This is a genomic window from Streptomyces javensis (genome assembly GCF_039525925.1).
GTDB lineage: Bacteria > Actinomycetota > Actinomycetes > Streptomycetales > Streptomycetaceae > Streptomyces > Streptomyces asiaticus.
Map to the genome: position 1 here is coordinate 1 of NZ_BAAAIF010000034.1, position 11934 is coordinate 11934.

General features: G+C 72.1%; 10 protein-coding genes, 1 tRNA gene and 1 pseudogene. 8 read left to right on the forward strand and 4 right to left on the reverse strand.

What is annotated here, in order from left to right:
• Positions 1-98: 98 nt before the first annotated feature.
• Positions 99-1280, forward strand: a pseudogene (locus ABD329_RS26865) (DoxX family protein); the annotation flags it as partial.
• A 485-nt stretch (positions 1281-1765) separates the two neighbouring features.
• Here ABD329_RS26865 and ABD329_RS26870 read toward each other — a convergent pair.
• The 3 genes from ABD329_RS26870 to ABD329_RS26880 form a co-directional block, all read right to left on the reverse strand.
• Positions 1766-2566: a nucleotidyltransferase family protein gene (locus ABD329_RS26870; protein WP_198282466.1), complete on the reverse strand. Its 801-nt coding sequence runs from the start codon at positions 2564-2566 to the stop codon at positions 1766-1768.
• Between the two features lie 136 nt (positions 2567-2702).
• Positions 2703-3122, reverse strand: coding sequence for a hypothetical protein (locus ABD329_RS26875; protein WP_020870433.1), 420 nt, complete (start codon positions 3120-3122; stop codon positions 2703-2705).
• 310 nt (positions 3123-3432) lie between these two features.
• Positions 3433-4569, reverse strand: a complete 1137-nt coding sequence (locus ABD329_RS26880) for an ABC transporter ATP-binding protein (protein WP_198280759.1) — start codon at positions 4567-4569, stop codon at positions 3433-3435.
• A gap of 176 nt (positions 4570-4745) precedes the next feature.
• Here ABD329_RS26880 and ABD329_RS26885 point away from each other — a divergent pair.
• The 7 genes from ABD329_RS26885 to ABD329_RS26915 all read left to right on the forward strand — a co-directional run bounded on the left by ABD329_RS26885 (position 4746) and on the right by ABD329_RS26915 (position 11437).
• Positions 4746-4818: transfer RNA gene (locus tag ABD329_RS26885), tRNA-Thr, on the forward strand.
• A 464-nt stretch (positions 4819-5282) separates the two neighbouring features.
• Positions 5283-5540 carry a LysR family transcriptional regulator gene (locus tag ABD329_RS26890; RefSeq protein WP_014061570.1) on the forward strand — a complete coding sequence of 86 codons (258 nt, stop codon included), beginning with the start codon at positions 5283-5285 and terminating at the stop codon, positions 5538-5540.
• Positions 5541-6192: 652 nt separating this feature from the next.
• On the forward strand, positions 6193-6921 hold the full coding sequence (locus ABD329_RS26895) for a helix-turn-helix transcriptional regulator (protein WP_309142895.1): 729 nt from the start codon (positions 6193-6195) through the stop codon (positions 6919-6921).
• Between the two features lie 94 nt (positions 6922-7015).
• Positions 7016-7846 (forward strand): LuxR family transcriptional regulator, encoded by an 831-nt coding sequence (locus tag ABD329_RS26900; protein ID WP_309142894.1) that lies wholly within the window; start codon positions 7016-7018, stop codon positions 7844-7846.
• Positions 7847-8003: 157 nt separating this feature from the next.
• Positions 8004-8747 carry a thioesterase II family protein gene (locus ABD329_RS26905; RefSeq protein ID WP_198280756.1) on the forward strand — a complete coding sequence of 248 codons (744 nt, stop codon included), beginning with the start codon at positions 8004-8006 and terminating at the stop codon, positions 8745-8747.
• Positions 8748-8751: 4 nt separating this feature from the next.
• The gene (locus tag ABD329_RS26910; RefSeq protein ID WP_344317014.1) at positions 8752-9480 is read left to right on the forward strand and encodes an IclR family transcriptional regulator; all 729 of its coding nucleotides are present in this window, start codon (positions 8752-8754) and stop codon (positions 9478-9480) included.
• Between the two features lie 85 nt (positions 9481-9565).
• Positions 9566-11437, forward strand: a complete 1872-nt coding sequence (locus ABD329_RS26915; protein WP_344317015.1) for an AfsR/SARP family transcriptional regulator — start codon at positions 9566-9568, stop codon at positions 11435-11437.
• A gap of 117 nt (positions 11438-11554) precedes the next feature.
• Here ABD329_RS26915 and ABD329_RS26920 read toward each other — a convergent pair whose 3' ends face one another.
• Positions 11555-11821 (reverse strand): hypothetical protein, encoded by a 267-nt coding sequence (locus ABD329_RS26920; protein ID WP_344317016.1) that lies wholly within the window; start codon positions 11819-11821, stop codon positions 11555-11557.
• Positions 11822-11934 lie beyond the last annotated feature (113 nt).

Consider the following 11934-nt stretch of genomic DNA (forward strand, 5'->3'; position numbering starts at 1 on the left):
AACGGGCGGTGGCGGCCGTGGTGGCAGGGCGATAAGGAGCCGCGGCAGGAGGAGGGAGGGCGGCCTGGGCGAGCGCGGTGGCCAGGGCGGCCGGCGCGGCGCGGCGCGGCGCGGCCTCCGCACGGCCGGGCGCCCTCGACGGAGAGCGGGACGCGGCGGGGCGCGCAGCGGTTCCGCGCCCGCGCCGCCACTCCGAGTCCGTACGCCACGCCTACTACCCCGGGCGCCGGATGAACCTCGGCGTCGTCCTGCTCCCGCTGCGCATCTTCCTCGGCTTCATCTCCATCTACGGCGGGATGGGCAAGCTCTCCGACCCCGTCTACTTCGACGGCGGCGAACGCGGCTCGATGGTCACCTGGCTGCGCAGGCTGCACCCCTGGCCGATCGCCGAGCCGCTGCGCGACCTGGCGCTGGAGCATCCGGTGGGCGCCGGGCTGACCGTGGCCTTCCTGCAAATCGTGGTCGGGGTGCTGACCGTGCTCGGGCTGTGGCAGCGGCTGGCCGCCTCGTTCGGCGCGCTGCTGTCCGCCGCGCTGATCGTCACCGTGAGCTGGCGCACGGTGCCGGTCTACGACGCGCCCGACATCATCTACCTCGCCGCCTGGAGCCCACTGATCATCGCGGGCGCGCCGGTCTACTCGGTGGACGGCCGCCTCGCCGGTGAGGCGTGGCGGCGGCTCGGCCCCCGGGCCGAACTGTGGGCGCTGCGGCGCCGGGTGCTGCGCCGCGGCGGCGTGATGGCGATGGTGGTCGCCGGGCTGACGCTGCTGGTGGGCTCGATGCTGGGCGCCGCCGTGCGGTCCTCGGAGGTCGTGAAGGCGCCGGAGCCGAGCGATATGCCGACGAACAACCTGCCCGGCTCGCCGCTGCCCAGCAAGCCCGCGGAGAGCCCGCGCGGCGGGCAGCGCGGGACGGTGGGCACGGGCGGTGGCACGGGGGGCACGCCGTCGCCGCGCGAGCGGCTGCCGCACCGTCCGCGGCCGTCCGCCTCGGACTCCTCGGCGTCGGCGTCCTCGGCCGGGGTGCCGAGCGCGACGGATTCGGCGTCCGGCACGTCGGGCCGCCCCAGCGGCGCGTCCGGGCCCCGCCCGGGCCTCGGTACCACCCCCCGCTCCCCGCGCCATCCCCTCGCCCCGACGGCGCCGGGCCCGTCCTCGCTGGGCGGCGCCGGGGGCGGTCTGTCCGCGGGGGGCCCGGAGGGTGGGCCGCCGGAGGACAACACGTACAACTACAGCGACCCGGCCGCCGAGGAAGCCGCCCTGGGCGGCCTCCTCGGCTGAGAACGATCCCGCGCGTAGCGGTGCCCGACGGGTCCAGGGGTTCTGCCCCTGGGCCCCGGGTTCGGGGGTGGGGGCTCGGGGCCTGTGGTGTGCTGGCGCGTGGTGACGGCGGGGCGGTGGGTCTTTCCCCTACCCGCTCCTTCCCGTAACCAGGGGCTCTGCCCCTGGGCCCCGGGTTCGCCGTGGGGCGTTGGGTGCCGTCTGGTGTGTGCTGGCGCGCGGTGACGCCGGGGGGTTGGCGGCTGGGCCGACGTGCCTTCCCGCCGCGTTTCTTCCCGCGGCTTCGGTATGCGGCTCCGCCGCGTGGCGGGGGCTCTGCCACTGGGCCCCGGGGTCTGGGGCGGAGCCCCAGTTTCGGGAAGGGGCGGGGAGGGGAGCAGCCCGCCGCAGGCGCCGTCAGGAAGGGCTCCGGCCCCGAGCCGCAGCCCAGTGCCGCCCGCGGCCAGCGGAGCGGCAGCCCTCCGCGCCGCGTGGCGCGCCGCGGCTCAGGCGTGTGGCACAGGGGTCGTGTCGAAGGGGCCGTGGCCGTGGGGTGGGGGGCCCGCGGCCAGTTCCTTGGCGGCCTCGGTGAGGTCCTTGGCCGTGTCGATGGCCCGCCAGTACGCACCCTGGGGGAGGGGGAAGCCCGCCAGCCGGCGCTCCCGCGCCAGGCGCGGGAAGGTGGTGCGCTCGTGGTCGCCCCGGTCGGGCAGCAGCGCGGTGAACGCGGCGGAGAAGACGTAGACGCCCGCGTTGATGAGGTACGGCGAGGGCGGCGACTCGATGAAGTCCAGGACGTGGCCGAACTCATTGGTCTCCACCGCTCCCCACGGAATGCGCGGCCGGGCGAGGGCGAGCGTGGCGGTGGCGCCGCGCTCGTCGTGGAAGTCCGCCATGTCGCGGAGCGAGAAGCGGGTCCAGATGTCGCCGTTGGTGGCGTACCAGGGCTGGTCGGGCTCCGGGAGCCTGGCGGCGGCGAACTTCAGGCCGCCGCCGCGCCCCAGCGGCTCCTTCTCGACGACGGTCCGCACCCGCAGCGGCAGCTCCGCCGCCTCGAGCCAGTCCTGGAGGACGGCGGCGAGGTGGCCGCAGGAGACCACGGCGTCGGTGACGCCCTCGGCGGCCAGCCAGGCCAGTTGGTGGCCGATGATCGGAGTCCCGGTGCCCGGGATCTCGACCATCGGCTTGGGGCGGTCGTCGGTGTACGGACGCAGCCGTGAGCCCTGGCCTCCGGCCAGGACGACGGCTTGTGTGGGGCGCGCGGTCTGGTGGTGATGCCCGGGCTTGCGCTCGTCGTCATCGCTCATGAACCGCACCATATGCGGTGCGGGGACCGCCGAAGGGGGAACAGAGGGGAACGAGGGCGGGAAGAGCCCCGGCGGGGGACGGAGGGACGGCGGGGACGGCGCGGACGGCGCGGACGGCGCGGACGGCGGGACGCGGTCAGCGGTACGCCTGGGTGGTCCCGGACGCGAACGAGGTGTCGCAGACGGGCCGTGCGTACGCCTGGGCGCGGCTCACACCGCCGTACTTGGCGACCGCCGCGCGGCCGAGCGCCCGGGCGATGGAGGCGCAGTGCTTGGCCAGCGAGGGCCGTTCGGCCGTCGCCACCTGGAGGTGGGTGAGCGCCACGGAGGGGTTCTTCTCCTGGAGCTCGGCGAGCAGCCGGTCCCGCAGCAGCTCATGCGGCGCCCGGTGGGTGGCATGGGTGGACGCCCGGTCGGAGGAGGCGGTGAGGATCTGCGACTCGGCGCTCGGCGAGGCCCAGGGGACGCGGGTGACCGCGAGGGTGCCGGAGAGGACGAGCACGACGGGGAGGACGAGGGCGAGCGTTCTGCCGATGCGGCGGGCTGCGTGGTTCACGGGGTGGTTCCTCGCGGGTGGGTGGTACGGAGTGGGTGGTACGGAACTGCGTACGCGGTGATCGTAGCGAGGAGCGACGATTTGGCGACATTCCGTCACCGGGCCGGGTGATGGAAACCCGCTCCTGGCGTTCGGAGGGTTGACGCTCGGGGGCGAAATGCGCGAAATGTCGGGGAATTTATCGACAACGCAACACCGCGACGCAACACCGCGCCGCGCTCGCTCCCCCGCCCACCCAACGCGACGGCGCCGCCCGTCCGCGGGAAGCGGACGAACGGCGCCGTCGGTACGAACTGACGGGCTCGCGGCCTCAGTCGCTGAGCCGCTCCCCGGACGAGGTCGAGAAGACGTGGGTCTCGCCCGGCCGCGGCACGACGTGCAGCTGCGCGCCCTTCTCCGGCACCTGGCGCCCGTTCACGCGGACGACCAGGTCCTTGACCTCGCCGCCGACGTCGGCGGTGCCGTAGACGTAGCCGTCGGCGCCGAGTTCCTCGACGACGTTGACGGTGACGGCGAGACCGGCCGGGGCGTCGTCGGACGCCTTGGTGAGGCCCTGGGCGGCGCCGCCGTTCTGCTCGACCACGTCGAAGTGCTCGGGCCGGACGCCCACGGTGACCGTGCGGTCTCCCTTGTCGGACGCGGCGCTCAGCGCCTCGCGCGAGACCGGGACGACGCTGTTGCCGAACTTCACACCGCCGTCGGCGATCGGCACCTCGACCAGGTTCATCGCGGGCGAGCCGATGAAGCCCGCGACGAAGAGGTTGGCGGGGCGGTCGTACATGTTGCGCGGCGAGTCGACCTGCTGGAGCAGCCCGTCCTTGAGCACCGCCACCCGGTCGCCCATGGTCATGGCCTCGACCTGGTCGTGGGTGACGTACACCGTCGTGATGCCCAGCCGCCGCTGGAGGCTGGCGATCTGGGTACGCGTCTGCACACGCAGCTTGGCGTCCAGGTTGGACAGCGGCTCGTCCATGAGGAACACCTGCGGCTCCCGGACGATCGCCCGGCCCATCGCGACACGCTGCCGCTGACCACCGGACAGCGCCTTCGGCTTGCGCTCCAGGTACTCGGTGAGGTCCAGGATCTTCGCCGCGTCCTCGACCTTCTGCCGGATCTCGGTCTTGTTGACGCCGGCGATCTTGAGCGCGAAGCCCATGTTCTGGGCGACGGTCATGTGCGGGTACAGCGCGTAGTTCTGGAACACCATGGCGATGTCCCGGTCCTTCGGCGGCAGGTGGGTGACGTCCCGGTCCCCGATCCGGATGGCTCCGCCGTTGACGTCCTCGAGCCCCGCGAGCATCCGCAGGGAGGTGGACTTGCCGCAGCCGGAGGGGCCGACGAGGACGAGGAACTCGCCGTCCTCGATGCCGATGTCGAGCTGGTCGACGGCGGGCTTCTCGGTGCCCGGGTACACCCGGGTTGCCTTGTCGTACGTGACCGTGGCCATGGTGATCTGTCCCTTCACCGGCAGGAACGTGCCGGACGATCCGAGTAAAGGAGGGGTCTAGTCCACCGGAGGTGGATTGGCGTGACGCTATACCGGCGGGGGTGGCCGTGTCTCTAGCCAGGACCCGAGAATTTTCGAACGGATCACCCCCCGGGGCCGGGTACACTACGGGGGACGCCGACTTAGCTCAGCTGGTAGAGCACCGCTCTTGTAAAGCGAAGGTCGTCGGTTCGAACCCGACAGTCGGCTCTGAGCCCGAGCAGGGAAGAAGAAGCCCCGGACGGTCTGCCCTCCGGGGGCGTCCGCTGTCTCCACCCGACCGCTTCTGAGTCGCCGCTTCTGAGTCGCCGCATCTGGGCCGCCACTTCCGGTCCACGGCTTCTGGTCCACTGCTTCCGGTCCGCCGCTTCTGAGCCGCCGCTTCCGAGCCGCCGCGAAGTCATCGCGGCCGGAGTCGCCACGGACCGCCCGCGCGGTGTGTGCGGTGAACGACGGGTGAACTTTCATCGGGGCCGGGTTCTTCACCTCCGGTGTTGCAGCATGTTCCGCTCTTGTGAAGTCTTCGCGGCCCGTCGCATTGCAGCTTCCTGCACCGGATGTTGCCTTCCAAGATTGAGTACGTTGATATGGTCTCGACGGATCGGATAACCCGTGCCTTCTCGGCGACGGGTTCTCGACGGCCATCGGATGATGGCCGCCGGACAGGGGGCAAAATGCATGAGCGGGAGTTCCGCGCTTTCGTTTCCATCGCTGAGATAGGGCGTATGGATCAGGCGGCCAAGGCGCTCGGCTATTCACAACCGGCCATTAGTTACCAGATCAAGTGCCTGGAACAGATGCTGGGCACCAAGCTTTTCACTCGCGACTCCACCGGTGCCCAGCTCACCAGGGAAGGTCGCATGATTCTTCCGTCCGCACGGGCGGTGCTCGCGCTGATCGACAGCATGAAGGGCGTCTGCGCGGCGGCCTGACGCATGCCGTAATCGCCACTTCGGTCCGGGTTGTGGCGGCGGTCACTCAGGAATGAGGAACTCCTCATGTGAATGATCGCCACACGGGTTTGGAGTGGTATGACCCGCTGGTTCGCGGCTTGTCGGAGTCATTCTCCGATTCCCTACGTTGGCTGGCAGTAACAGGACAGAAACAACCCGGGACGCTCGCTGAAAGCCTCCTGACCGATGCGTACAGTGATGATCACGACGTCGGAGGCGGGGGACCCCGGGGATGGTGCTTACAGCTAGCTGACAACTTCGGGGGTTCGCGCGGGGGATCGAGGGGGCCGATAAGGGGGGAGGCGTGCCTACTCTTTCCGGGCCGACTCGAACGCGTTGACTGGCGTAGGAGTGGGAACTACTGTCGGCCGCGCATCGATAATTGAAGTGTTCCGCCTTTCAACCTTTGGCGAACGGAACATACCTGGCCATTCAGGGGGATGGTCACTCACTTCAACCTCCCAGCCGCATCCCGGACCTACCGGTCCGATGTCCGCTGGTGATCGTTGTGTCATAACGGGGGTAAAGCGTGACAGGTTTGGCGATGGCGCCTGTTTCCGCGAGAGCGGGGGAACCGGCGGCGGTAAGCGCGGCTTCGGGAGCCTGTGGTCCCGAACCGGGCCGTGACGGTGTGGTGCAGGCACTGCTCCAGGCCCGTAAATTGATCGATTCGACGGTGAATCTGCACCGCCGCACCGTGGCCCGGCACGCCGTGGTGACGATGAAGGGGAATGACGCGGCCGTCGGACACGCCGTGGAAGGGCTCGTCGACCGGGCCCGGCACGGCGTCAGCATCGCGCTCCCCGCCGGCGGCGACCGGGCCGAGGTCATGGTGTCGGCGCTGCGCCGGCTGACCGGGCCGGGCCGGGGGCGCATTCCGGTGCGGCTGCTGTGCACTCCTGGTGCGCTCGCCGACCCCGCGACCCGCGCCGCCGTGGAAAGCGGTGTGAACACGCAGGTCAAGGTGGTCGACGCGGTCATGGAGATGCTGATCGTGGACGGCGGCGTGGCCATGGTCCGGTCCTCCGTGGAGCGCGGGGGAGGGGACGTGGTGTCGGTCATCGAGGACACGGCGTCCGTCCGGGCCCTGGATCTGCTGTTCGCCGGTGCGTGGTCGGGCGCGGTGCGCCTCGCGGAGCACCGCTGGATCAGCGAGCGGCTGCGGACCGAGTCCGCCCGGCGCATCCTGGAGCGGCTCTGCAAGGGCTACACCGACGATGTCGCGGCACGTGAGGTCGAGGTGTCGTTACGCACCTACCGGCGCCATGTCGCGGAGATCATGCGGGCCTTGGGGGCCAGCTCCCGGTTCCAGGCGGGGGTGCGGGCGGTCGAGCTGGGCCTGCTGTCGACGGCCGACTGACCCGTGGAGTGACGCGGTGCGGGGCGGGCCGCGCCGATGGGCGGACACGAGTGGGTGTTCCGCGGTTGATACGCGATGAAGGACTCACGCGGGGGTGAGTGGTGTGCCATCCGGGGTGCCCGAGAGCTCTTCGGGCAGCAGCCGTCGAGAGGTCGACCTCGTTCCGGTCGAGGCCGCCGATGAATTCGAACGGGAGCTGCTGGAAGTCAGCGCGCTCCTCGCGTCCACGGTGGACAGACGCCGTAATCAGTTGAACCGCGACTCCATGGTGGACGTCGTCGACGCCCATGAGGACGCCGTCGAGACGGCGGCGCGGCTGGTCACGGACGCCACCAAGCGCGTCGACGTGGTGCTCGCCGCGGAGCCCGCGTACTCCGACGCGGTCCACGGCGCCCTGACCGCGCTGCTGTCCGGTACGGCGCGGAAGACCTCCCGGGTGCGGCTGCTGTGCACGCCCTCGACGCTCGACTGGCGGTTCGTCTCGGCGCATGCCGCCGAACCGCGGGTACGGACCCGGGTGGCGCGGATCCCCGCGCTGGTCGCCGTGATCGCCGACAACGAGCACGCGCTGGTGTGCGCCGCGTCGGTGGCGGGCCGCCGGGCCTCGGTGGTCCGCGCCCCCGGTGTCATCCAGCCGCTGGTCGCGCTGTTCGACGGGGTATGGCGCAACGCGGTCGAGGTCTCGGACCGCATCGAATTCGGTGACAAGACGCGGGCGGATATCGCACAGCAGATACTCGAGCGGCTGCGGGCCGGGGTGACCGACGAGGTCGCGGCTCGGGAACTCGCGATGTCCGTGCGCACCTACCGAAGATATGTCGCGGAGATCATGGCATTGCTCGGGGCGAATTCACGATTTCAGGCCGGAGTGCGTGCCGCGGAACTCGGTCTGCTCATCTCACAATCCACCGGCGAGCGACGGTGACGGGCCATCGCATTCTTTTCAGCGGCCCAATGGCAGCTTCCTGACCGGCCGTTGCCCGGTGCATCGGGGCGCGGCTAGAACTGGCCGCAAGGAATGCGGGCGGGTCACCAGGGCGACGGGGGATCGGCCGACGATGACGAGGAGGTGCGTGGAGAAGATGGCCGTCGGCATCGACAGCAAGTGGTTCCGCAGATACGGGACCGGGGCGGCACCGCGCGGGCGGCTGGTCTGCCTGCCGCACGCGGGGGGATCCGCCGGGTTCTTCCACGGCTGGGGGACCGCCTTCGACTACGGGGTGGAAGTGCTCGCCACGCGCTATCCGGGTCGGCAGGAGCGGCTCGCCGAGCCGGGCATCGACCGCATCGAGGACCTCGCGGAGGAGGTCACGGCGGCCCTGCTGCCCTTCGCGGACGTGCCGTTGACCCTCTTCGGCCACAGCATGGGCGCCTCCGTGGGGTACGAGGTCGCGCTGCGTCTCGAGAGCCGGCACGGCATCCTCCCCCAGGCGCTCTTCGTCTCCAGCCGGAAGGCCCCGCACGAACTGACGCCCAGGACCACCTACCTGGACGGCGACGAGGCGCTGCTCGAGGAGGTGCGGGGGCTCGGCGGCACCGACGGCGAGCTGCTGGACGACCCGGATCTGCGCGAGGTGGTGCTGCCCGCGCTCCGGTCGGACTTCAAGGCGGTCGGGACGTACGGCCCCCGTACCGCGGTGCCGGTCGGCTGCCCGGTGGTGGCCCATGTCGGGGACGGCGACCCGCACATCACCGTGGAGGACATGGCCGCGTGGGGCGAGGTGGCACCGGCGGGCTTCGAACTGCGAGTGCTGCCGGGGAACCACTTCTACCTGGTGGAGCAGCGCGACGCCGTCGTCCGCGCGCTCGCCGCGTATCTGGGTTGACCTCATGGCCCACTCGACGATGACCTCACCGCCGCAGATGAGCGGAGTGGGCGTGCTCGACAAGGCGTCGCTGCTGCTGGGCGTGTTGGAGGGCGGCCCCGCCACGCTGGCCCGGCTGGTCTCCGACACCGGTCTGAAACGGCCCACCGTGCACCGGCTGGTGGTGGCCCTGGAGCGGCTGAGACTGGTCGCCCGTGACGGGCAGGGGCGCTTCGCCCTCGGCCCCCGGCTGGGCGACATGGTCGTCGAGGCGCGCCAGGACCGGCTGAAGGCCCAGGCGGGCCCGGTGCTGGCGCAGGTGAGCGCCCGGACCGGGACGAGCGCCCGGCTCCACCGGCGGCGTGGCCGGATGCGGATCTGTGTGGCCTCGTCCGAGGTGCTGGGCGGTGAGCCGATGCCGGTGGGCACCGCGTTCCCCATGAAGTCCGGGGCGGTGGCCCAGGTGCTGCTCGCGTGGGAGGAACCCGAGGTGCTGTACGAGGCGCTGCGCGGGGCCCGGTTCTCCGCGGCCATGCTCTCCGGCGTACGGCGGCGGGGCTGGGCCCAGAGCGTCGGGGGCTGGGAGCCGGACATGGCGACCGTATCGGCGCCGGTGCGCTCCCCGGAGGGGCGGGTGATCGCGGCGCTGTCGCTCTCCGGGCCGATCAGCCGGGTGAGCCGCAATCCGGGGCATCAGCTCGGCTGTGAGGCGATCGACGCGGCGGTGCGGATCGCCGAGTTGTCAGGTAACTGACGTCCCGCGGCCGGCGGGGCGGGGTGGGACGAACGAGGGCGGGGGTGGTCGGGCCGAACGACACCGAGGCCGTGGGGAGGCAGCTGTGCGGCAGGTGGAGTTCGGAATCCTGGGGCCGGTGGAGGTGCGCGTGGACGGGCTGTTGCTGCCCGTCGACGGGGCCAAACAGCGGACCGTGCTGGCCGCTCTGCTGCTGTCCGGCGGCCGGGTGGTCTCGGACGACCGGCTCAGCGAGCTGCTGTGGGGACGCAATCCGCCGGTCACGATGACCGCGCAGCTCTACACCCATATCTCGCGGCTGCGGAAGCGCTGCGCCCCCTGGCTCCAGCTGGCCCGCCGGGGCCCGGGGTACGCCATGGACCCGAGCTGGGCCCGGTTCGACTGGGAGGAGTTCCAGCGCCTCGCCGAGCAGGGGCGCGGTGAACTCGCCGACGGCCGGTACGCGGACGCCGCCGAGCGGCTGCACACCGCCCTGGCGCTGTGGCGGGGGCCCGCGCTGTCGGATGTGACGGGCTTCCTGGAGGAGACGGAGCTGCCGCGGCTGGAGGAGGCCCGGATCAGCGCGGTGGAGCACCGCATCGAGGCGGAGCTGGCGCTGGGCCGGCACGCCCGGTCCGTACCCGAACTGACCCGGCTGGTGGCCGAGCATCCGCTCCGGGAGGGCCTGCGCGGACAGTTGATGACCGCCCTGTACCGGTGTGACCGGCGGGCGGACGCGCTGGCGGTCTACGAGCGCGGCCGGCGGGTGCTGCGCGACGAGCTCGGGATGGATCCCGGCGCGGGGCTGCGCCACGTCCACCACGGGGTGCTGCGCGGCGATCTGCCCGGCCCCGCCGCCCCGGAGCCGGTCCGGGTGCGGCTGCACAAGGCGGGGCGGGCGGGCGTTCCCGGGCCGGAGCCGATGGCCGGGGACATCTGGGCCGGTCTGATGCCGGCCATGCTGCCGACCGACATCGCCGATCTGAGCGGGCGCGCCGAGCAGCTCGCGGTCGTGTCGGACGGGCTGCGGGCCCCCGGGCGCGGCGGGGCGACGGTGCTGACCGGCGCTCCGGGGACGGGCACCTCGGCGCTGGCGGTGCACGCCGCGCACCGGTGCCGTGCCGACTTTCCGCACGGGCAGCTCTACGCCGACCTGAGGGAGGAGGACGGCGGGCCCAAGGATCCGCTGGATGTGCTCGGCTGGTTTCTGCGGGCGCTCGGCGTCGGCCACCACGATCTGCCCGCCGCCCTGGACGAACGGGCGCAGCTGTACCGCAGCCGGCTGGCCGGCCGCCGGGCGCTGGTGGTGCTGGACAACGCGGTCGAGGACCGGCAGGTGCGCCCGCTGCTGGTGAACGGCGACGGCTGCCGCACCCTGATCACCGGTCACTCCTCGCTCGCCTCGGTGGAGGGGGTGCGCCTGGTGCGGCTCGATCCGCTGGACGCCGCGGAGGGGCGGCTGCTGCTGGCGGCACTCGCGGGGCCCGGGAGGGTGGCGGCGGAGCCGGACGCGGCGGACCGGATCGTGGCGCGGTGCGACGGGCTGCCCCTGGCGCTGCGGATCTGCGCGGCGCGGCTGGCGGCCTATCCGCAGTGGCGGCTGGCGCATCTGGCGGACCGGCTGGCGCCCGCGGAGCGGCGGCTGGGCGAGCTCTCCCTGGGCAGTCTCGATGTGCGGGCGACCCTGAGCCGCTGTCACGCCCGGCTGGCGCCGACGGCCCGGTACGCGTTCCGGATGCTGGCGTACCGGGACGGGGGCGCCGCGTTCACGGCGCGTCAGGCGGCCGTGGAGCTGCGGTGGCCGGAGGGGCGGGCCGAGGACGTACTGGAGTCGATCTCGGAGGTCCGCCTGCTGGACATCATCGCCGACGGGGACCAACTGCGGTACCGGTACCGGCCGTTGGTGTGGCTGTTCGCCCGTGAGCAGCGGGGCCGCGGACCGGGGCCGCAGTCACCGCCGGGCGGCGGTACGGGCTGATCCGGGCCGGGGCCGGGCGGTCCTCGGCGGTCGTCGGCCCCGGCCGGTCCTGGCGGATGCCGGGGCCCGGGCGGTCCTCGGCGGGCCCGGGCCCCGGCCGATCCGGTTCGAGACGCCTCAGGGCGTGTCCGCGATGGTGCTGTGGACGGCGTTGATGAGCATGGCCACCAGGCTGGCCCAGCGGGCGCCCGCGTCGCTCATCAGCGACTGCCGGGTCCCGATGTATTCGGCGTACTCCGTGCGGTGCGGGTCGAGCGCCAGCTCGCGGACGACCGCGGCGAACTCCGCCGGATCGCCCAGGTCCCGGCGTTCCAGGTGCTGAAGCCAGGCCGTGAAATCGAGTTCCACTCCGGCCGGAATCTCAGTGGTCGATACGTTTTCCACTGCACCTCCCTGGTTCGTGCGGACCGGCATCCAAGTCCGCGGGACCAGCATGGAATGCCCGCCTATGGCCGTCCTATTCCAGTGGGGGTCCGTGACTATAGGCCGGTGATAGA